Below are 21,442 nucleotides of genomic sequence, written 5' to 3' on the forward strand. Positions count from 1 at the left end.
CCCCAATCGTTAGTGACTTGAGGCATCGTTACGTGATGAAATTTACCTTACTTATCGATAGGATTTAAGATTTTCCTCAACGATCTACTACTTCGAGAAAGCAAAGGTAGACGCCCAATTCGTCTACTTTTATTCTGCTTAATTGAAGTATCTTCTATAGTGCGCCTTATCTAGAGATTCAAATAAGAAATATGATTGGCGCCAGGTAAGCGTCACCACGTGAAGCTTGACAGATGGGTGGAATTCTTGTCGGAGATGCTCATCCCGTTCGGATGCAACTCTGGCTACCTGTTGGGATTGCTAACTTCTCAACAGGTAGATATGCATTCGATTGTTCTATTGTGGATTGCTAACTTGGATTCGATATCGGACCAGGTGCTACCAACAACCCTGGAACTTTTTTCTTTTTGGGGTAGACGCCGACAAATACAGAGTGAGCCGCCAATAGTAATTTAGGGCAGTGCCTCGAACCTTGATTTAGCTTAGAGTGGTACAGGAGTCTTGTACTTGCTTGAAATTGCTGGTAGATTCAGAGTTGGGAATGGTAAAAAATTCGATGAAATTCAATTCAAACTAGCTGGTAGTTAGGTCGATTTAACTATAGGACTTAAAACGAATAATTTGCGCGGCAAAAAAGTAGGACAGATCACTATATGTTTGTAAAAAAGGGCAAGCACTTTCGTCAGCCGCTTCATATGATGCCTAAGCCTTCGCGTCAGCCGCTTCATGGGATGCCTAGGCGTCCCAGAGGTAAGATTCGTGTATCCATTGGTTTTAGCCTTTTAGCCGTCGCGGCGATTGGTGTGGGTTATCCCTTGTGGTGGAATAATCGTTCTTCGAGCGGAGCTGCTGCACTTTTAAAAAACACCTCGAAACAACTAATTGCAACCGCATATCGTCAAAGGCTGGGACAGGATTGCATAGCTTCACCAGGACCCGGTGTTCTGCAAGTTGCCAAGATCTCGCTAACTGCTCCCGTTCAACAAGGGCTAGGTAACTCGGTTTTGGATATCTCGATTGGTCATGACCCTCTAACGCCATGGCCGGGACCCACGACGACAGCCCTATTTGCGGCTCATGATGTAAGCTTCTTTTCACATCTTTCTCAGCTCAAACCCGGCGACACTATTACCTACACCGTGCCCTGTGCCACCTATACCTTCGCTGTAACGGGTGCAGTGGTTACAAAACCGGGTGCTTCGGTACCGATATCCAAAGGCGGCGGAGTGGTTCTCGATACCTGTTGGCCGCCCAATGCCCTTTGGTATACCCCGGACAGATACGTAGTAACAGCGCGATACGTTGGAACCAAGCCTCAAGGCTCCATTGATACCAGCTCAACTGTTCCATCTCTACCAACTGTAAAGATTGGCTTTGCCATTCCCCAAGGTCTCAACCCTGCGTTACTCATTCTCGGAAATAACACTCAGATGATGGGTGAGATGCAATTTAGCGGAACCCCATCAAGCTACTTTGAGCAGTCGAATGCGCCCCTTGTGATTGAGGCAACAGCGTTACAGGGGTGGTTTGGTGTCATTCACGCATTGGAGGCCTCTTCTCAAAGTTGGTGGCGATCGCTCGCGCCTTCAGTTACCTATCCAACTTCGTTATCTGGGGTGAACTTGTCGTCTACCTCGGCGCTCTCAATTACAGAAGACATCGATGGTACAACTGCGACGGGCGTAACCCTCTCGGGGGGACTGAATCATCGGCTAGTTTCGGTAACTGAATCGATATCTAACAATGAACTCTCTATCACGAATGTGACGTTTGGCGCCTGATTCTTTGTCGATCCAATAGTTTTTGAGCGATAAGTAGTTCTTTTACGTCGGTTGCATTGTTGGTTTCTTTGATGACAACCCATTTCAAGGTTGGCATCGTTTGCGATGACCTTGAAGTTTCACTTTCGCCATAATGGCCATAGCGAAGATGTCTCAGGATGGTTTGTAACCAAGCTCGTGGTTGCAAACAAGCGCTAAACTATTTCGAACCTTGACCCTTTGCTCTTTCGAAAGAGACTAAAGTGCCTGCCAAGACAAGGCTGTCTAGTGGTTCTTGGTCTTCATGGTTGGTTACGTAGTTGCTCACCGCGTAGTTTCAATTCGTTGAGCAGTACTGAATCTATTTCAGGAGCGCTTTGTCTCAAAGCTTTTTTTATGTCGCTGTAGACGGTCGCCTCAAGGCCACAACGACGACAAACCTCTAGATGAGCCTTTGTCTTTCGGCGGGATGGTTCAGGCAAAGTTCCATCTAAATATTGCTGCAGTCTTCGTATGTTGTGCATACATTCGATCCGCTTTGCGGTTTCGATAAATGGATTCATCGCAACCCTCTCTTTGGTGCAAGGCCAGCATCGCTAAGGTGTTGGCGAATTGACGATCGACCTCTGTGTAGGCGGCTCATTACCGTCCCTTGCGGAATGCCAAGGGCTTCCGCGGCTTCTCCGTAAGATAGGCCAACCACATCTATAAGTTCAATGACGAGGCGTTGAGCTGGCACCAAAGCGTTTAGGCCGGTTAGAACTTCCTCTCCAAATTGGCTCGCGAGAAATGCATCCTCGGCGGAGCCCCCGGAATGGGAGGGATTCTTCGAATTCTCAAATGCCTCAAGCTCCTCTTTTGTGATAAGCGAAGGCCGTCGCTTGCGGTAACGCTTAATTTGAGTATTTCGCATAATAGTAAAGAGCCAAGCGCGAGGGTATAAGCCATCAAAGTTGCCAAGGCCCTTGTAGGCATTTAACAAAGTCTCTTGGACAAGGTCGCTTGCGTCGCTGTGATTTCGAGTAATGGATAATGCGACGCGCGTTAGTACTTCGATTTCTGGCACGACATATCTATCGAATGAAATATTTAGCTGATCATGATCACTCGCGTTTGCCACGTTTGAGGAACCCTCTTTGAAGTTGAGCTATTCCAAAATAATTAAAGATTGCCTTTTGAGGAGTTGGCTCGCAGCTCCATTTGATTTTGAAGAACTAGCCAAACCAATGATGAAGAAGCGAGTTTTGCGATGGTTAGTTCTCCTTGAATCCACTACCGATGGTGCAGGCTTAGGAAGGATAGTTCCTATAAGCCGTATCGCACACTTTGATGATCCAAGATCAAGCCAAAGTCAACTCGAGTGAGACGCCATCTGCGCCCTCAAGGGCAGGATTGAATGCATGGACCGAGCCTACTCCTCGGTCGGAATGTACCATATCGACCTGCCATGCATTCCATAGGGCTTACCTAGCCGGTCTCTCTGGCTCATTGACACCTAGGGTTGGGGTTTGGTTCGTTGTTGCGTTTTGCCTACCTCAAAGCAACAGGTTGGGTCTCGATATTTATCGCGCCAATAAGAATCCTTTTTTGTTGGCGCTAGGTTCAAACCGATAGATAGATGGCTTTAGCACGCTCAGAGATCTCGTCACTCTTCGTTTACTCTTTGGTATTCCCGATAGGATCTAAGACAATGACCGCCATTCAAATCTTTGCGTCTTTTACTAACAACGTTCTCTCTAGCAACTGGCTCAGAGCACTAATTGCGATGGTGGGCTCTGTTGTCTTGGTGGTTGTCGTCTATGGAGTTCTCTCAAAACTATCCAAACGAAGACATTCCAAACACTTTGTTATGGTTATAAATAGCACCCGAAAGTCTGTTATCGCCTTTTCCTTTGCGCTCTCTGGCACTGAGTCGATTAGATTCGCCCCTTTTCGATGGCGACTTGGCCTTAACTACGCTGCTCAAATAGCGGTAATTCTTACAATTGTCTGGATTATTGTAAACATATTGGCCGTCGTATCCACCATGGTGGTGGAGAGATTTGATATTACGGTGGTCGACAACAGAGACGCGAGACGCACAGTTACCCAAGTAAGCCTGATCCATCGGGTGATATCGATCACGATAATCATCATCGGCATCCTGGTATCGCTCACCACCTTGCCAGCGATTAGGACGTTTGGGACTACGGTCTTGGCTTCAGCTGGCGTTTTGAGTATCGTTGCTGGAATCGCTGGTCAGTCAACGCTAGGTAATATGATTGCCGGGATTCAAATCGCATTTTCGGGTGCACTGCGGATTGGCGACGTCGTTGTAGTCCAAAACGAGTGGGGCACGATAGAGGCTATCACGTTGACATATGTGGTGGTAAAGATTTGGGACGAACGCAGGCTGGTATTGCCTGTCTCATATTTTGTAAATACTCCCTTTGAGAACTGGACGAGAGATACTTCCCAGCTCCTCGGCGCTGTTTTGATCTTCGTTGATTACTCGGTCTCTATCCCTGAATTGCGTAAGGAATTGATCGACTACGTATCTAGCCATCCTCTATGGGATAAGAGAGTAGTGACCTTGCAGGTTGTCAATTCAACTGAACTAGCTATTCAAATTAGAGCTTTAGTTTCATCATCAACTTCGGGAAATTCATGGAATCTACGCTGTGACGTACGCGAGCACTTGATCACCTATCTAATGGATAACAACCCTGGCAGCCTTCCCAGGGTGCATATTGACGTTGCAAAGCCGGCCGCGGGCAAGGATACGACGCAGAACTAGACGATCTGACATTAGCGGATTTAGCCCTAGACCATTACGGGACGAAATCGCTCCTCTTTCCTTTGGGCTAAAAATCTCTCAGTTCCATTCAAGTGTAACCAATTCGGCACCTATGGGCATTTTGATAGTGTCGGAGTGCCACTAGGCAAGAATCGTAGATTTTTACTTCAAAGTTAGCTTTTCTATGGCGGTTGTCTTTTGATCAAAGAACCAAAGCGGTCCGGTTGGTAGGTGTTTAGTTCCTTCGCGATGCCAAAGGCCGTTGAGAATACCAAGCTAGCGGCCACGAAGAATGTATACATGTGGCCATCTCTATTCATGATGTTCTACACATCGCTTTTACATGTGCCCCTTTTTTCAACTATTGGGAGTCGCTATTGCGGCCGAATCGTCCATGGGTATATTCTTTGGAATAAATGGAATGCTTTAACCTTTGGTTACGAGGGCCTATCAGCCGCCCAAAGACGCATCCAAGAACTGTAATTTGTCGATTAGTCAAAGTTGGACTCCGAGTTAAAGTAGATTTTCAGATAGTCTCAAGAGTCAAGGGCCCTGGCTGTCAAGTGAATAGAGGTCTAGGTTTTGCTAACTGCAACTAACAAGACCCCATTATCTCAAGTTTAGGAAGTGTGCAGACAATGCTAATGATTATGTTGTTGGAGCCATCATGAATCCAAGGTCAATGAATCGAGATGATAGCAATCCAATGGAATCTCGCCAAAGGAGATATGTCTCTCCCACGGCGACGCTTATGTGGATCCTATTTGGCGCATTTGTCTTTGGAATTGGATGGTTCGTTGGCATCTGGAGACTTTGGATGGATCAAGGATGGACTACTGCCCAAAAATTGATTGCGACTCTAATAGTGCCCGGAGGGCTACTGCCTGCCGTTACCCTTTTGGGGATGCCTTCTGGATCATCGAGTTGCTCCACAGGGTTGGTTGGTCCTAGCCATCAAGGACCTGTTGTAGTCCATTGCATCACAACAGGAATAGTTAGTTCCGCTATAGCTCTTTTTGCCTTGGCCTTGTTGATCCTAGCTCCCATTTCCGTTGCAATTTTTATGCATCGAAAGTACTATCAAAACGTCGCCGTAAAGCTTTGAGTTGTTATTTGGAGCAACCGCGAACCATTCCGATTGCAGCTCTCATGGGAAAAGTGCTTTGTAGCGGTGATCGTAAATTTTGCGCCTAACAAATGGAGTCTATCCAAACTTCGCTGTGGCATGCGATGATACGATCCCTTTGTGCTGCTACTTCGAGCAATTGTTCCTACAGAATCAGTCCTCTAGGTCGAAGTTGGCAAAAGGATACATCCAAATATTTTTTAGAGGTTATCAGTCCTGCCATCGAATCAAATTCTCCTTTGACTTAGATAAATTGGAAGATAGAATTGTGCGCTGGAATAAAGAAGATTGACGGATATGGATCTGTCGCGATTCAACTTTACTATTAACGACAGACCCTTATCGCCGTCCTTGTGAAACTGGTTTTTTCCTTGGGTCTACAAGTGCCGGTCTTTCAAGTGAATTCTAAACCAGGTGCTATTTAATCTTGTGTTGTCATTTGGCACTTATCCATAGATTCAATGGTTTTTCCTTGGCCTGCCTAGCGAGCCCGTATAAGCGTCTTTTCTCTTGAAGAATGACCACGGGTGCAATTGATACCTTCCAGCTAGTGTCCCCTCTCATAAGTTCCCTGAGTTCTAGTTCCCCAGATACTTTGCCATCGATGCGAATATCTCGTCAGCTGTCTTTACCCACCTAAATGGTGTTGGGTCTTGGTTCCAGCGCTCTGCCCAGGTGTTGATCGAAGCAACGAGTTGCTTTTTTGACTTATGGGTGGATCTGCGGAGCATTTTGGTAGTCAGTTCCGAGAACCATCTCTCAACCAGGTTCATCCACGAGGAGTAGGTGGGTGTAAAATGGAAGTGGAATCTGGGGTTTTTTATGAGCCAGGCCCGTACAGCATCGGTTTTATGCGTTGCATAATTGTCCAGGATGATATGGACTTCGAGTTCTTTTGGAACTTCTTTTTTCACCTGATCCAAAAAGGCTATGAACTCGATCGCCCGATGAGCCTTTGTGGTGTTGGTGATCACCTTGCCAGAGGCAACATCAAGTGCTGCAAAGAGATTTGTTGTGCCGTTGCGTTTGTAGTCATGTGTTTGCCGCTCTGGAACAAAAGGTCTCATGGGAAGCAGTGGCTGGGTTCTATCCAACGCCTGGATCTGTGTCTTTTCGTCAATACATAGTACCAGTGCAGCATCAGGGGGATTGAGATAGATCCCAGTTATGTCGCGGACCTTTTCGGTAAAGGCCGGATCGGTACTGATGTTGAAGTATCCCAAGACATGGGGCTTGAGGCCAAAGGTTCTCCAGATACGTGAGATGCTCGCTGGTGATACCCCGATCCGCTTGGACATTGAAGACGTCGACCACTGGGTAGCAAGCGGGGGCTCTTCTTCCAAAGTGATCCTTAGAATCTCGGCGATCTTTTCGTCATCAATGCTTCTCGGTTTTCCACTTCTCGGTGCGTCATCGAGAAGTTCCACTCCGTAGTTGATAAAACGCCGCTTCCATTTGCATACCGTCTCTGTAGATATCTGAAGTCTTTGCGCGATCTCGTTGGTGTCCAACCCCTTCGTTACTCCATAGGGCAATGCTGGCCCTTGCCACCTGTCCTATGGGAGCTGTGGACTTTCTTACCACTGCTTCTAATTCGCTACGTTCTTTGGGACTGAGCGGAACCACCGAAGCTTGTCGTCCAGATCTCTTCTTGGGCGGCTTGCTCTGGTTGGCATCAATGTTTGGCTCCTCTGAAACGGTGTGACTTTGCATCGTTCTCCCTTGCAAGGTTATGTCCTTACCAAGGAGAACAACCTTAGAAGGGATTAATTCCTCAGTTTCAGGGAAATTATGAGAGGGGACACTAGCTCTATCTATAGTTGGCGAAACGGTGCCCTTGAAGTCAATATTTGGCAGTTAGATTCGCCATTTTTAGGGTTTGAAAAGTAAAAAAAAAAGGGGGGGAGGATGGGCTCAAGCGAGCATGGCATTGGCCCATTGAGCCCATCCGGTGAAAAATCGTCAGTTTCTATTCGTCGGCAACGATTGATCCGACTCTGTCGCCAAGCCCAGGGTTTCGCTTTGAAAGAATAGCGGCATAGATGACAGCTAAAACAACGATTGCGAGTGCGATGTAGGGATACCAGTTATAGGGAGTTGGTTGTCCAGGCTTAGCAAGGTAGTAAAGAGGTACCACTATTGATAAAGCACCTAAGATCGGCAAGACACCGTGACGGACAACCCTAAAGTCTGCCGGTCGGTATTTCTTGTAATAAAAGGGCAGAGCTAGGTTGGCCAAAAGGTAGACAATTAGTACCAGAATCGTTCCCATTGTGGATGACTCCGCGAAGAAGTTGATTGGGTCCATCGTCCCTGAACCCAACAAATGCGCGATCGCCCATCCGCCGATCAGTAGGACCGAGATACCTATAAAGGTCAAAATGGCGTTCATTGGAGTACGCCGCTCTTGATGCACCTTTCCAATTATTGAAGGCAAAAGTCCCTCTCTGCCCGCTGAGAAGATGAGCCTGGCTTGAGAGTTTGTCCCTGCCACCAGCGCACCGAGGGTAGAAGTCATACCAGCTAGGTATGCAAGAAATGCCAGAATTCCTATTGTCCCATTTGCGACAGTGATAAAAGGTATCGCAGCATTTCCTAGCTTGGTAACGTTGTAGTTGAAGCCTGTCACGGTTGCATACGCAAAGACGATATAGCTAATAGACATAATTGCGACCGAAGTAAATACGGCTTTAGGGACATTCTTCCTCGGTTGTTTGTCTCCTCAGCAAGGGCTGCGGAATTTTCCCAACCGATAAAAAGATAGATTGCTAGCGGAAATCCAGCCGCAAGGCCAGACATCCCATTTGTTATATGGCTTGGTTCAAACGGAGTTAGCGAAAGGTGGCCACCGTTTTGGATGATCGCTACCACTGCCACGATTATGAGAACTGTTATTTCGAAGGCGAAGAAGAATCCAGCGACTTTGGTCGAAACCGAGACACCTCTAATCATCAAGATCACGGCAAGTATGGTAAGGATTACCGTTAGGATACCCCAAGGTACGTTCCACTTTAAGTAGTGGTTGAGGATGATAGATAGAAACCCTCCCGAGACTGCAATTACCGAGGCCATGGCTACTATGTAGCCAACACCAGCCAAAATAGCAGTGGTAACTGCACTAGTTGGTCCAAATGTCTTTCCGACGAAAGTTATAAAACCTCCAGCAGATGGTTGAGCTTTAGAGAACTCCGAAAGGGTATTGGCTAGAAATGCGATGGCTATACCAGCGGCAACTATGGTGAGCGGTGATGCTACACCTGCGGTAACCGCTAGGAATCCAAAGCCGAAATAGAAACTCATCGCCGGCCCAATATTTGCCATTGTTGCAGCCGAAATATCAACTACGCCCAATGACCCAGAGGCCAACCGATGCTGGCGGCCGGCCGGAGCCATTGGTCTAGGTTCTACCTCTGTTCCAGACAATTTACCGGGAACAATATCTTCATTTGTGTCCAAAGGAGTTAGCCTTCCTTGATACATTATGGCGTGCCCCATTACACACCATCTATTTGAAGGATCTGCACCCCGCACCCTTGCTTCAAGAACGCTCAATATTTCGTTCTCCAGCATGGGTATTAGATCTTCTAGGAAAGGACTTTAGCAAATCCTAAAATAGGATCCGCTAAAAGTCCAGGATATTTACCACTAGAGCAATTTTATATTTGTGTATAATTCTAATTCATTCGATTTCTCCTGGCGGAATATCTAAATACGAGCAACAGAATCGACGTAATGTGACAGCTTGGCCTTGATTCCCAGGATTGGTAACCGTCTATGGCTCAGCGAAACCGCACATGGTCTATGGCCTCTATCGCTTGGAAGGACAGCTACTAATATGGTTTCATTTCTGCTAGAGCATAAGATTTCTGTTAATGATGAAGCGAATTTCGTTACCGTTAGTAGCATCTTCTCGATGCAGCCTTAGATTGAAGCCCGCTGGGGCGGTGTGCTTTTTAATCTGGCAGTGGCGAACTTAACAATCATATTGTTGAAATATAAGTTAGGGATATGCTAGAAAGATCCTAGAGACTCCTAGGTTTCGCAGTAGTCACCGAATCGCCTTACCACTCGTTCACGACTTCGGATCATAGAAGGAGATAGCCGACGCGCCATATGCTGGCATCGCCATCCCTCCAACATTGCATCAAATAACATCGGCTCTACGCGCAGTGGCGTTCCAGCACCCACCAAAGCCAATGCAGCCGAACCAGACGGTCGTCTCATTCGTGCTCCTCCCTGTTGTGGCATCAGATACAACATTATGTACTTCGACCCAACTTATTAGATGCATCATTATTGCATCTAACTGACTACAGGTGTTATATATCCATTCCCACCAGCGCTTTGGTGCGCGATGGACAAACTCCTATAGAACTGCTTAAAACTGTTTTCCCAGGTGGGAACTAATCACGAACCATGCTGAATGATGCATCAGACCTAACATTGCTCATTTTTCGCAAATAATCTAACACATGTGGAAAACGCTTCGCGTTTACACACAGGTGCCAGATCTCGACCACAGGCTCAACAACCAGCTACTACTACTACTAATTAACAAAAAGCTCTATGAATTTTCCTTAGAGTCGCGAACCCCTAAAAACAGCCCGATCCAAAAATCACAATAATTTTGGACCATTAAATGGGGACCCGCCACCGGCGCGATTGATTGAACTAACGCAGATGAAATTGTTCTTCGACGAGAGGTAATCGAGATAATTTTGAGTAGCGCTATCTCTTATGGCAACCCAAGTGCCGACTCACGCGGACGAAGTGTCAACGAAATAGCGTCCATAGTTATCTGTGGTTTGACAGCGAAAGTTTTCCTTATCGATGGATTGAATGCGGTTATCATCTGATAAGCGATAATCTTTTCAAAAGAGGCAACTGTCTAAGTCGGATATCATCCTTGAGCGGAACTTTCGATCTTGAATGGGCTTTTGGGTCGGCGAGCCTTGACTCTTAACGTAACGTCAGATTTCTCTGGCTCTGGAGGAGGTCACCATATAGTTTCTCGTGGGCCGACTTGTCGCCTAAGGTGTTTTAAATGTCTATATCGAAGATCATCTGTTGGAGTGGTCGTTTGCTTTGCCTCTAGTACGATTATCACGGCAGAGACCCTTTGGGTCGGCACAGCTGCTAGGTGCGGTTCCCGCATCTCATTGAGCTTTGAGATATTCAGCTTTGAATTAGTTAACGATGACGCTAACACTTAAATCAACTTTTTTGCGGTGGTAAATTTACTGGCCTAGTGTCGCCAACGCGCCAAAGTTGGCGACTGAGGGTTATCGCAAAACCAGCGAAATGCTAGCGCGAGACGTGACCTGTCGATTCACTTGCTTGCCAAGTCGTCTTTTATTTGTATTTTTTTCTATGGTCATCTATCGCGATGTGATTTTAAATGTGTCTGACCAAAGCAAGTGCCGAGTGGTAAGGAATGTTCAGTCTCGCCAGCTTAGATCCCCAAAATCATGTTGTGTCGATATCAAGATTAGATCCTCTGGCGTTCGGCAATAGTTATTGCGGCCACCAGTCAAGATAGTCTTACCTGGGGTTTACCTTCACTATTTTCGAGATAACTTTCGAATTGGGTTACCGCGATGGAATCTTTAAAACTTGTATGGGTACTTTGTGTAGTAGCAGTCGCCGTGGCCTGAACCCAATACCGAAAAAGGAGTATTCCCTGGATATTTTAGCCAAGTAACCCCTTGTGGTAGCCCTAGTTCCATAAGGCAATAATCACCTGCTGCAGTGAATTTTACTGTCGCTCAGAAAGCCTAGAGTTGTGCCACTTTTGAGATATTGCTCAAAATAGACGTTTTTTCGCCCCGGAACCAGGTATGGACCTACATTTTTCAAGGTACTTTGCGTTCCTACCTTGCACCATTTGAGCTGTCGGCTCAACAGATAAAGTGCGTTATTCGGCGAATATTCAATCAATGATCCATTCGGAAGGATAGTTTCAGGGCTATTAGAGGAGACGTAAGGCGGTAAGCCTGGCAGGCTTGGAACTCCACTGACCACCTCCCAATTGGCACCTCCATTACTAGAGATGCGCAAAGAATAGGATGAAGAGCCAGAAAGGAGATACCGGTTTGAGCCCGATTTGAAAAGTTCGGATTCAAAGCATGCATTGACAGAGCTAGGCCACGGTATCTGTTTTAGCGTAGCAGTTGAGGACTTCGAGAATAGGAGTGATTGGGAGCTCCCGTTCATGGCGCAATTTCCATATGTAACTCCACCAAAGCGGACGCAACCTCCGCTTTGTGTGCACTTTAGGGAACCCGTAATCCAGTCCTTGGCGTTGGTGGTAGTCTCAACTGCCAGATTGTTGGAAGCTGTGTTAAAGAATACCGAGATTCCATTTGTGTTTTGAGCAAATCCATCAAAGCTGGAAGGCGCCAAGCCGGATGGCGTTGGAATTTGACTCCAGCTCTTTCCTAGGTTAGAGGTAATAACTGGCACAAGCATAAACGGGGGACCGGCCGACGAACTATTTTGGCTGCTAAACCCAGCCGCTACGAGAAGCTGGCCCGATGAAGTCTTGTAATCGACCACGGTACTACAGACGTGAGGACCAAACGAAGGAGACCCTAGCAGGCTTCCGAGCGTCGATACTGGTATGTTTGATCGAGTTCCATGGTTCAATTCGGTGATGCCACTTTGAGTGCAACCTAACACCACACCGGGCAATGATTGGTTTATCGCAATCGCCAATAATCCCCCCAACTGCGGGTTTGTTGGCGATTTGAGTGGATAGCTACTCAGGAATGCCGCTGCATCTACTTTAACTTTTATTGCGCCAAGGTCAACGAAGGCGGCTTGGTTTCCACTTTTCTTGTATTTAATCAAATGGTAGGTTGAGATTGCCTTTGGGGTCATGTTGAATTGATAGACGAATGACTGGTTGGATCCTATGATATTGACCAGGGGAACGGATCCTGCAATTTTTACCACTTGACCTGGATAAACGCCTTTTGCACTCAGCTTCAAAATTTGCTTGGAGCTTGGTGGGTTGCTGGTTATCGAAAAATTGGTCTTACCTTCAGACGATCCGAGTCCGCACCCTCTAAATGAGACTAAACATTGCACTGAGACTTCGTAACTTCCAATCTTAGGATATGCAGGGAGGTCGTTATTTCGCGCTATCCAAGGTCCTGAGGGAAGGGTAAGGCTTGCCACAAAGTTGTGTGTTCCGCTCCAAGAAAGGGGAACTCCGTCATATTGAAGGCCCACTTCGCAGCCAGCCCAGCAAAAATTTGCATAAGAGGGGAGTGGAGATAGGTTTCCACTGACTTGTCCATGAATGGTAATGACGGATCCAGGCGGTCCATTTGAAGGAGCGAGTGAGAGCAAAACATGGGGTCCAGAATTGCCTTGCGCGTTAGTAGTTGGAAAGCCTTGAATTGTCGCATTGGCTCCTCTTTGGTTGATGCCTTGATCGACACTTAACCAATATGTCCCTGGTCTGAGGTTTGGGATTCGATAGCAGCCCGAGATTGCTCCACTCATCGATTGCCTGATTCCTCCAAAGGAACACCCCGCCTCAGGCAAAGTAGTGGCTACCAAAGATGGGTTGGTTGGTGTCTTTTTAACGTTTGCAAGTGTGACTGTTGCAGAAGAATTGGTTGTTTGCTTGGGGGTGGTGCCAGTTGTGGTGCTATTTCCACATGCACCCAATATCAGTGCTGCGAGGGTCAGTGCCAGCAGCGACCACGAGAAACTAGAGCTTGTTCGTCGATAGGATCTAGAAGCTATATCGTCACCTTCTGTTCTAGTGTTGCAGGCAGGATATCCAAGATTGACCAAGAGCCCTCAGGAGATTTAAAATTAGATTATTCGCTTTGAAATCATAGTTTCCGTCCCATAATAGCCCATCCTTGGCCCCTTGTCAAGGCCTAGGAGTGTCAATTATTGTAACTAAGGATATGTGGGTCGTATTTTGTGGGTCTTGCCCAGTGGCGCTATCAAAGATTCTGGTTGGGTTCAAATGTTGGCACAATGATTGGTTGGCACTTGTCGCCTTAGGCGATAGCTTGATGGCATTTAGTTGCAACCAAGTCAGTCGCCAATCATATTCAAAGAACTTTAGAGCGGACCCATTTGCAAGTTGCATCTGCTGAGGTACGAACTGATCCATACTCCTGGAATGCCATATCGATTGGGCGCATTTCAAATAATCGTGTGGTGGATAAATGATAATAAAGAGGGCTCTTTTATGGTAACTCCTAATCAGGCGGCCAAAATAGGCTATCGCTTCTTCGCCGATCCAAGGAACTGCGGATCTATTTGGACCAGAAGTTCGAAGGAGAGGGCAATTCACTTCTTTAGTGATTCAGCGCAATCCTATTTCCGTAGTTTTCATACCATATTGATCCTCCAAGATTAGGGAGTCATTTTTGGGAACTACTTCGTGATATCTAGAGGTAGTAACTTCAACATTGTCAGTGGATGCAGTGGAGATTCCACAAAGCCATAGTGGACATAGACGACCTTCGCATTCTCATCCTTTGCACGCATGGGAAATAGCTGTTGTCTCTGATATCTAGGTTCGACCGCCAAGCGGTTCAACGGAATCGCCGGTATCTCTTTGGGCTGGTTTCGAAGTTATTTTTTTGGCGAAGGTGCGTGAAGTATGAAAGCGCTTAAAGAAGAGCTGAATGCAAGTTCCTTGCTCGCCACCTGTCTTCGGTGATCAACCAGGTTCGATTGGTAGCAGTGGTCTGGTTTTCTGAGAGTTCGCATAACCAGTCAGTGGTTCAGGATGGGTTTATCACAATCAAAGCCAACCGGAATATGTCCCGTGTCAAGCGAGTCAAAAAGGCGCAGTGGCTTAGGGTCAATGTTGTGAATCCTTGAGAATAAAATCCTACGGAACGAGTTTGCTCATTGCCTCTGGTAGGAGCGATGGTGAGGTTCCCCAGATTTAGTGGACACCTGTTAAGCCAACATAGATTGTTGGTAGAAAGGATGTCATCATGGGAGCAACAAGGCGTAAATTCACCCTTGAGTTCAAGACTGAAGCTGCTCATCGAGTTATAGATTCCGCCACGTTCATTCCAGAGGTAGCTAGTGAGCTATCTATTTCCCAAGAGGCTCTATATAGGTGGGTAAAAGATGAACGAATACGTCTAGAGGCAGCTTCTAGTGTCAATGAAGGACCACTGAGCGCTGATGAAAGAAGAGAACTCATAAAGCTTCGTCGTGAGATGGCAGAGCTCAAAAAAGATAATGAGTTCCTGGGAAAAGCAGCCGCGTACTTCGCAGCCAAGCAAGCAAACAAGAAAGATTTGCCCTGATGGAAGCGGAGTGCGCTAACTTTGAGATAGCACGAATGGCGCGACTACTTGAAGTGTCTCGATCTGGCTACTATGCCTGGCTACATCGGTTAGAGAACCCAGCCGATGCCAAGGTGGCTAGAAATGACCTTGAGGCAAAGATACTCTCCATTCACAGGGAATCTAATGGAACTTATGGCGCTCCAAGAATCACCGCTGAGCTTCACGATCGCGGGGAGGTAATCAGTAAAAACAGCGTTGCAACTCGGATGAGAGATCTTGGAATAGAGGGTATATCCCCCAGATCATTCAAGGTCAAAACCACTACCGCTGATCCAAAGGCTTGTTATCCCAGTGACCTCGTCGAACGTGACTTCGACAAGGGATATCTAAATGCCGTTCTTACCTCGGATATCACTTACTTGCGAGTTGGAGAGGGATTTGCCTACCTTTGTGCTATTCGTGATGAGCACTCCGGCAGGGTGCTTGGATATTCTGTCGATCGCCACATGAGGACAAGCCTTGTCATTGAAGCACTCCAGCAGGCAATCTCCCTCAGGGGAGACGATATCCAAGGCGCAATTTTCCATACCGATCGCGGGAGCCAATTCACCGATCGTCGCGTCGTGGAACTCTGTGAACAGAATGGCATTATCCGGTCAATGGGTAAAACTGGATCTTGCTACGACCATGCAACAGCTGAATCGTTCTGGTCGATCTTCAAACACGAGTACTTCTACCGGCACGTATTTGAAGGTATGTCCGAATTGAGGGCTGGGATTAGGAGTTACATGGACTTTTATAACCATAAAAGGCGGTACTCGAAGATCGGTAACGTCTCACCAGTTGGTTATGAACTAACATTATTGGAGTCCGCCAAGGCGGCGTAGTCAATGTGTCCATTATTTATGGGCAACCTCAAATCTGGTCAACACCCAAATCAAAGACAGATGCCATAACACAGGTGACGCAGCGGGGCTATCAGCCTTTGGCCCTTCGACGCATCTACATAGCCAAGAAAAACCCCAAAGAAGAGACCCTTGGGAATTCCCCTAATGGGTGATCGAGCATTCCAAGCTTTATATAAGCTGGCACTCGATCCCATCGCAGAGACATTGGAGGATCCGAACTGCTGCGGATTTCGTACCGCCCGCTCAAGGCAAGATGCGGCCGGACAGTGCTTTATCGTGCTGGCGAACTGCAACCGGGCACAGTGGATACTTGAGGGCGACATCAAAGGCTTCTTTGACAATATCAGCCACGACTGGCTAATCGCCAATATCCCTATGGACAAAGCGATTCTGATTAAGTGGCCAAAGGTTGGATACTCAAGAAAGAGGAAGGCTCTTTCTGAGTGACCTCGGGACACCGAAAGAGAGCCCAGTTTCAGCAGTATTGGCAAATTTGACACTAGATGGTCTTAAAACACTGCTCAAGCAGCAATTTCGAGGTCGCAAGGTCAACATGGTAAGATTCGCGGATGATTTTATCGTCACCGGCATCTCTAAAGAGCTGTTGGAATACCAGGTGAAACCTGTGATAGAAGCTTTTATGGCGGAGCGTGGTCTCATGGCTTCACCGGAAAAGACCAATATCACCAATATTGCTGATGGCTTTGACTTCCTGGGTTGGAACTTCCGAAAGTACAAGGGAAAGCTTCTGCAAAGGCCCTCTAAGGACAACATGGCTGCGGTTAAATCTAAAATATGCCAGATCATCTCCTCTAACAAGACGGCTAAGCAGGAAAGTCTCATACGGCAACTGAACCCGGTGATCCGGGGCTGGGCGAACTATCATCGCCATGCCCTTGCCAAGGAAACCTTTTTCTCTCTAGATCGATATAGCTAAGGTAAGCATTCACCGCCTCGAAATCACCTCTAGCTGAACCCGATAGGATCCAGCCCTTTTCGTGGTGGTTCAGACGTAGCGTCTTTGTTTGCCTAGAGCATTAGTATCTGACCGGTCTTATCTCATTGAAAGCTATTTTTTAGAAAACTTTCGATGAAGCAAATCAGATGGAACTTGGATGGATGATCGGCCAATTCCACCCCATCCGCAGTATCCTGTACGAACTTTCGGAGCTTCCTCCCCCAACAACCGCTGATGCTAATTATTAGCCACATAAGAAAGGGGGGCACGGCTCAGCTATGGGTCGTGCCTACCCGACTACGTATTGGAATCAGCTACCCATTGTGCTATTCCTGGCTTAGAGTTGTCCGTAATCCTCAGAAAAGCGAAAGACAACTTTCTAATCCAACAGCGGGAGGACTATGGACAAATAAATATCAGAAAACGAGCCATTTAGGCATTAATTAAGGGACCTTCTAGTGTCCCCTCTCATAAGTTCCCTGAGTTCTAGTTCCCCAGATACTTTGCCATCGATGCTAATATCTCGTCAGCTGTCTTTACCCACCTAAATGGTGTTGGGTCTTGGTTCCAGCGCTCTGCCCAGGTGTTGATCGAAGCAACGAGTTGCTTTTGTGACTTATGGGTGGATGTGTGGAGCATTTTAGTAGTCAGTTCCGAGAACCATCTCTCAACCAGGTTCATCCACGAGGAGTAGGTGGGTGTAAAATGGAAGTGGAATCTGGGGTTTTTTATGAGCCAGGCCCGTACAGCATCGGTTTTATGCGTTGCATAATTGTCCAGGATGATATGGACTTCGAGTTCTTTTGGAACTTCTTTTTTCACCTGATCCAAAAAGGCTATGAACTCGATCGCCCGATGAGCCTTTGTGGTGTTGGTGATCACCTTGCCAGAGGCAACATCAAGTGCTGCAAAGAGATTTGTTGTGCCGTTGCGTTTGTAGTCATGTGTTTGCCGCTCTGGAACAAAAGGTCTCATGGGAAGCAGTGGCTGGGTTCTATCCAACGCCTGGATCTGTGTCTTTTCGTCAATACATAGTACCAGTGCAGCATCAGGGGGATTGAGATAGATCCCAGTTATGTCGCGGACCTTTTCGGTAAAGGCCGGATCGGTACTGATGTTGAAGTATCCCAAGACATGGGGCTTGAGGCCAAAGGTTCTCCAGATACGTGAGATGCTCGCTGGTGATACCCCGATCCGCTTGGACATTGAAGACGTCGACCACTGGGTAGCAAGCGGGGGCTCTTCTTCCAAAGTGATCCTTAGAATCTCGGCGATCTTTTCGTCATCAATGCTTCTCGGTTTTCCACTTCTCGGTGCGTCATCGAGAAGTTCCACTCCGTAGTTGATAAAACGCCGCTTCCATTTGCATACCGTCTCTGTAGATATCTGAAGTCTTTGCGCGATCTCGTTGGTGTCCAACCCCTTCGTTACTCCATAGGGCAATGCTGGCCCTTGCCACCTGTCCTATGGGAGCTGTGGACTTTCTTACCACTGCTTCTAATTCGCTACGTTCTTTGGGACTGAGCGGAACCACCGAAGCTTGTCGTCCAGATCTCTTCTTGGGCGGCTTGCTCTGGTTGGCATCAATGTTTGGCTCCTCTGAAACGGTGTGACTTTGCATCGTTCTCCCTTGCAAGGTTATGTCCTTACCAAGGAGAACAACCTTAGAAGGGATTAATTCCTCAGTTTCAGGGAAATTATGAGAGGGGACAAGAGCATTGGATGATGCTCGCGCTGCGGCGCAACTCCTAATGAGATCTCTAGAATCGGGCGTAAAGAAACTAGTATCATCAGCCTGTGAGCCGTCGACGATAGGTTGATGGAGAGATCTATCGTCTTTGATTTCGGGGATTCCAAATGCTGATTTCTGCCCTTGGCGAAATTGATCACTTGATCTTGCCATTTATCTGCGCAATTGAATTAGATGGATCTAGCGCTTGGGATAATGCTAGAAATTGCTAATTCTGCGAGGGTATCCTATCGGGGCGTTGGATGCTTTGGGATGCCGGAATCTCTTGTTGAAGTGTCACCTTTATTCTTAGTGGCCCAATCGTGGCTTTGTTGAATTCCATCTAAACATAAAAGCCTTTCGTCTATTTTTATCTTTAAAGCCGTGTGCTATTAAGGCCCTTCGAAATTTGGATATTCGAGGAGCTAGGGTCTTCGTGGGCTATCACTGAAAGGTACGTCGTTGTTCCCTTGAATCTGATGCCGATTTTTACTTTTAAAATCGGCCTTCATCTGCATTTTAGTTAGTAGAGCCCATTGATGTGCAAACGAGTTTGCTTAGTTACTTTTATTACTCAGTCTGCTCCAAGAGTAAATGATGTGGGATCTAGGATCACTGTTTGGCTGGTGTCTGTCAAAATGTTAGCTCTGATGGTGAATTTAGAGCGGGAAACTCGACATCGACTCGGACCAGGTAAATCTACCGATTCATCGAAACCAACGAGTTGTCGCCAACGAGATCGAATACAACTGTATAGAAGTTATCAAAAAGAGGTCGGTGGGTAAGGCGCCTTAGGAAAATCATTGGTTTGACCCACGTCGAGCCATGCTAAAGAAGCGTTCTTTAATGGCGATGATAAAAATCAACGATAAGGAGCAGCTTACATGCGGTCATATTCTGGCTAATTGGATTATTTAAGTCACAGAAGACTTGGTCTCTATAAAGAGTTGTATTTTCTTAGATTGGATTGAAGTACACTCCAACTTTACGGCCATTAGCTCAGCGAAGATCAAACTAAATCAAACACGACTTAAGCCGATATAAAGATTTACAGCTCATTTTGCTTGGAAGGTGGTTTCATGGTGCGACTTTTGACAAGGAGTACTACCAGGAGGGCTGCGTCAAGGGCGCAATTGGGTCGAATTAAATTCGAAAGCCCAGAGGCTGTGGTGGTCCAGGTCTCCTCGTTAGCATCGGCACTCGGAATCCATGTTGTAGATATATGGGGAATAATAGATAGCCTTGCGACTAAACTCGAGGAGCAGACTAGTTATTTTCATAATATTGGTGAAGTCGCCAACGATGTTGTTCTTTCTAACGAGAGAGTCTCTGAGCTTGCTCAGAAGACTAAAGTCGTAGCCCAAGATGTTGATAACCTTTTAGAGTCTTCAAAAGGCACAGTCGATAGTTCGCTATCTGAAATACGATCTTTAGCCGCTTGGGTATCGAACACCAGTGACGAACTAGTAGAGCTCGGAGTAGAACTTCAATCTGTAGCTAGCGTTGCCGCCAGCATCGATCAAATAGCTCAACAAACGCATATCTTGGCTCTTAATGCCCGAATTGAAGCCGTGCGTTCCGGAGTCCATGGAGTGTCGTTCGCTGTAATTGCAAATTCAATTAGAGACTTAGCAGATCAGACCATTTCGATGGCTGGTTCTATAGGCGAGAAGTTATCTGGGTTGACAGAGCGGGTTAATAGCCTCGATCGCAGCGCCCAAAAGGCTCGCCATGGGGCAAGTAATACTGAGACAGGAACTAACTCCATATCGGGAGTTATCACCGGTGCAGCTAGCGCCGTCTCAGAGGTAGATCGGGACGCTAGTGAAATGGCAAGTGCGGCCCAAGATTCCAGTGGCCAGATGGCGCAATTCAATAGTTCTCTGTCCATGCTCATTGAAGGAGTTGAAAGCAGCTCGAGGGAGTTAGTTCTAGCTAAAACTAAGAGTTCAGACCTTCTAGACGCCGTTGAGGTACTGTTGCAGAAGGCGAATGCCTCGGCGATCGATACGGTGGACACCCCCTTTATTAAGCTGGCGATAGATACAGCAGCGGATTTGTCGCGTCTCTTAGAGAATGCTATCGCGAGCGGAAGGATCAGTGAGGATGAGGTCTTTGATGATGACTATGTTCCAATAGCTGGCAGCAACCCTCCTCAGTACCTAACTAAATTTGTTCGCTTGACGGATGAGTTATTTGTTGCGCCCCAGGAGAGAGCCTTGGAAATGGATGCGCGCATAGCGTATTGTGCAGCGTCAGATCGGAATGGATTCGGGCCAACCCATAATCTAAAATTCTCAAAACCCCAAGGACCTGATCCAATCTGGAACGCTGCTAACTGCAGGAATCGATTAATGTATAAAGATCGTACGGGACTTTCAGTGGCTAAGAACCAGGATTTGGTGCACTTGCAGACCTATAGACGACATATGGGAGGTGGCCAATATGTTTTGATGAAGGACGTGTCATCTCCCATATGGGTGAATGGATTGCACTGGGGCGGATTACGTATTGGATATACGGCATAGATTTATGCTTTGCTGACTCAATTTATACAATGGTTACGGATTGGTTCTCCCATCCTCACACCTGGGGCCTTATGTTATCCTATTGATGCTCTATGCTCGCTTTTAGATCTTACTCATCATACGTAGCCCTCTTTATGCCACTGGTTTCGATGCGAGTTATCGTCTCGCATAGCTCAGTATTCAACACCTAGCCGGGCAGCTTCTTTCATGGATTAAGGAATGAAAAAGTTAGATTGGCAGTGGCGGGTCATTTGAACGGAAGCGTTGCAGTTGACCTAACAATCGTCAGTCGCTTGCGTTAGCTAGGTGGCAGGGGTAGCTTCGATGATAATTTAACACCTAAGTGAAGTAATTTGCCTACGATGACTCGCGAATTATT

Annotated in this window: 13 protein-coding genes and 3 pseudogenes; 9 read left to right on the top strand and 7 right to left on the bottom strand. The window is 46.8% G+C overall.

The genetic code is table 11. The features are described 5' to 3' along the window. Positions 1-653 precede the first annotated feature (653 nt). The gene (locus ACIDITHRIX25_RS72260) at positions 654-1,781 is read left to right on the top strand and encodes a class D sortase (RefSeq protein ID WP_201732509.1); all 1,128 of its coding nucleotides are present in this window, start codon (positions 654-656) and stop codon (positions 1,779-1,781) included. Positions 1,782-2,062: 281 nt separating this feature from the next. Here ACIDITHRIX25_RS72260 and ACIDITHRIX25_RS72265 read toward each other — a convergent pair whose 3' ends face one another. Beyond that, on the bottom strand, positions 2,063-2,323 hold the full coding sequence (locus ACIDITHRIX25_RS72265) for an anti-sigma factor family protein (RefSeq protein ID WP_052604233.1): 261 nt from the start codon (positions 2,321-2,323) through the stop codon (positions 2,063-2,065). Next, a complete protein-coding gene (locus ACIDITHRIX25_RS72270) occupies positions 2,320-2,880 on the bottom strand; it encodes a sigma-70 family RNA polymerase sigma factor (RefSeq protein WP_201732510.1) in 561 nt (186 codons plus the stop codon). The genes ACIDITHRIX25_RS72265 and ACIDITHRIX25_RS72270 overlap by 4 nt, the downstream gene beginning before the upstream one ends. 570 nt (positions 2,881-3,450) lie before the next feature. On the opposite strand from ACIDITHRIX25_RS72270, the gene ACIDITHRIX25_RS72275 reads away from it, so the two are divergent. After that, entirely contained in the window at positions 3,451-4,536 is a 1,086-nt protein-coding gene (locus ACIDITHRIX25_RS72275; protein ID WP_201732511.1) for a mechanosensitive ion channel family protein, read from the top strand. 667 nt (positions 4,537-5,203) lie between these two features. Beyond that, complete coding sequence (locus tag ACIDITHRIX25_RS72280) at positions 5,204-5,641, top strand: hypothetical protein (RefSeq protein ID WP_052604229.1); 438 nt, start codon at positions 5,204-5,206, stop codon at positions 5,639-5,641. Between the two features lie 599 nt (positions 5,642-6,240). Here the strand turns inward: ACIDITHRIX25_RS72280 and ACIDITHRIX25_RS72285 are convergent. The 4 genes and pseudogenes from ACIDITHRIX25_RS72285 to ACIDITHRIX25_RS72300 form a co-directional block, all read right to left on the bottom strand. Next, a pseudogene (locus tag ACIDITHRIX25_RS72285) lies at positions 6,241-7,342 on the bottom strand (IS630 family transposase). Positions 7,343-7,631: 289 nt separating this feature from the next. Continuing rightward, a pseudogene (locus ACIDITHRIX25_RS72290) lies at positions 7,632-9,232 on the bottom strand (APC family permease). A gap of 462 nt (positions 9,233-9,694) precedes the next feature. Next, positions 9,695-9,886 (bottom strand): hypothetical protein, encoded by a 192-nt coding sequence (locus tag ACIDITHRIX25_RS72295; RefSeq protein ID WP_201732513.1) that lies wholly within the window; start codon positions 9,884-9,886, stop codon positions 9,695-9,697. A 1,512-nt stretch (positions 9,887-11,398) separates the two neighbouring features. After that, positions 11,399-13,468 (bottom strand): hypothetical protein, encoded by a 2,070-nt coding sequence (locus ACIDITHRIX25_RS72300; RefSeq protein ID WP_052604227.1) that lies wholly within the window; start codon positions 13,466-13,468, stop codon positions 11,399-11,401. 1,169 nt (positions 13,469-14,637) lie between these two features. Between ACIDITHRIX25_RS72300 and ACIDITHRIX25_RS72305 the strand changes: the two genes are divergently transcribed. Genes ACIDITHRIX25_RS72305 through ACIDITHRIX25_RS72325 form a run of 5 tightly spaced genes read left to right on the top strand, consistent with a single transcriptional unit; the run spans position 14,638 to position 16,785 of the window. Continuing rightward, on the top strand, positions 14,638-14,958 hold the full coding sequence (locus ACIDITHRIX25_RS72305) for a transposase (RefSeq protein WP_052604224.1): 321 nt from the start codon (positions 14,638-14,640) through the stop codon (positions 14,956-14,958). Next, positions 14,958-15,827 (top strand): IS3 family transposase, encoded by an 870-nt coding sequence (locus ACIDITHRIX25_RS72310; RefSeq protein WP_052604222.1) that lies wholly within the window; start codon positions 14,958-14,960, stop codon positions 15,825-15,827. The genes ACIDITHRIX25_RS72305 and ACIDITHRIX25_RS72310 overlap by 1 nt, the downstream gene beginning before the upstream one ends. 5 nt (positions 15,828-15,832) lie before the next feature. Continuing rightward, the gene (locus tag ACIDITHRIX25_RS72315) at positions 15,833-16,000 is read left to right on the top strand and encodes a hypothetical protein (protein WP_200891162.1); all 168 of its coding nucleotides are present in this window, start codon (positions 15,833-15,835) and stop codon (positions 15,998-16,000) included. Further along, on the top strand, positions 15,978-16,295 hold the full coding sequence (locus tag ACIDITHRIX25_RS72320; protein ID WP_201732514.1) for a reverse transcriptase domain-containing protein: 318 nt from the start codon (positions 15,978-15,980) through the stop codon (positions 16,293-16,295). The genes ACIDITHRIX25_RS72315 and ACIDITHRIX25_RS72320 overlap by 23 nt, the downstream gene beginning before the upstream one ends. Beyond that, positions 16,258-16,785 (top strand): group II intron maturase-specific domain-containing protein, encoded by a 528-nt coding sequence (locus tag ACIDITHRIX25_RS72325; protein WP_201732515.1) that lies wholly within the window; start codon positions 16,258-16,260, stop codon positions 16,783-16,785. The genes ACIDITHRIX25_RS72320 and ACIDITHRIX25_RS72325 overlap by 38 nt, the downstream gene beginning before the upstream one ends. 507 nt (positions 16,786-17,292) lie before the next feature. On the opposite strand, the pseudogene ACIDITHRIX25_RS72330 reads toward ACIDITHRIX25_RS72325, so the two are convergent. After that, positions 17,293-18,394 (bottom strand): annotated as a pseudogene (locus tag ACIDITHRIX25_RS72330) (IS630 family transposase). A gap of 1,232 nt (positions 18,395-19,626) precedes the next feature. Here ACIDITHRIX25_RS72330 and ACIDITHRIX25_RS72335 point away from each other — a divergent pair. After that, positions 19,627-21,063, top strand: coding sequence for a methyl-accepting chemotaxis protein (locus tag ACIDITHRIX25_RS72335; protein WP_160291905.1), 1,437 nt, complete (start codon positions 19,627-19,629; stop codon positions 21,061-21,063). Positions 21,064-21,442: the final 379 nt, after the last annotated feature.

Source organism: Acidithrix sp. C25 (assembly GCF_904848545.2).

What these genes read in the sequence shown, in the direction of transcription:
- ACIDITHRIX25_RS72260 (WP_201732509.1), top strand. Translation starts at nt 654, where the DNA reads ATGTTTGTAAAAAAGGGCAAGCACTTTCGTCAGCCGCTTCATATGATG.
- ACIDITHRIX25_RS72265 (WP_052604233.1), bottom strand. Translation starts at nt 2,323, where the DNA reads ATGAATCCATTTATCGAAACCGCAAAGCGGATCGAATGTATGCACAAC.
- ACIDITHRIX25_RS72275 (WP_201732511.1), top strand. Translation starts at nt 3,451, where the DNA reads ATGACCGCCATTCAAATCTTTGCGTCTTTTACTAACAACGTTCTCTCT.
- ACIDITHRIX25_RS72280 (WP_052604229.1), top strand. Translation starts at nt 5,204, where the DNA reads ATGAATCCAAGGTCAATGAATCGAGATGATAGCAATCCAATGGAATCT.
- ACIDITHRIX25_RS72295 (WP_201732513.1), bottom strand. Translation starts at nt 9,886, where the DNA reads ATGAGACGACCGTCTGGTTCGGCTGCATTGGCTTTGGTGGGTGCTGGA.
- ACIDITHRIX25_RS72305 (WP_052604224.1), top strand. Translation starts at nt 14,638, where the DNA reads ATGGGAGCAACAAGGCGTAAATTCACCCTTGAGTTCAAGACTGAAGCT.
- ACIDITHRIX25_RS72310 (WP_052604222.1), top strand. Translation starts at nt 14,958, where the DNA reads ATGGAAGCGGAGTGCGCTAACTTTGAGATAGCACGAATGGCGCGACTA.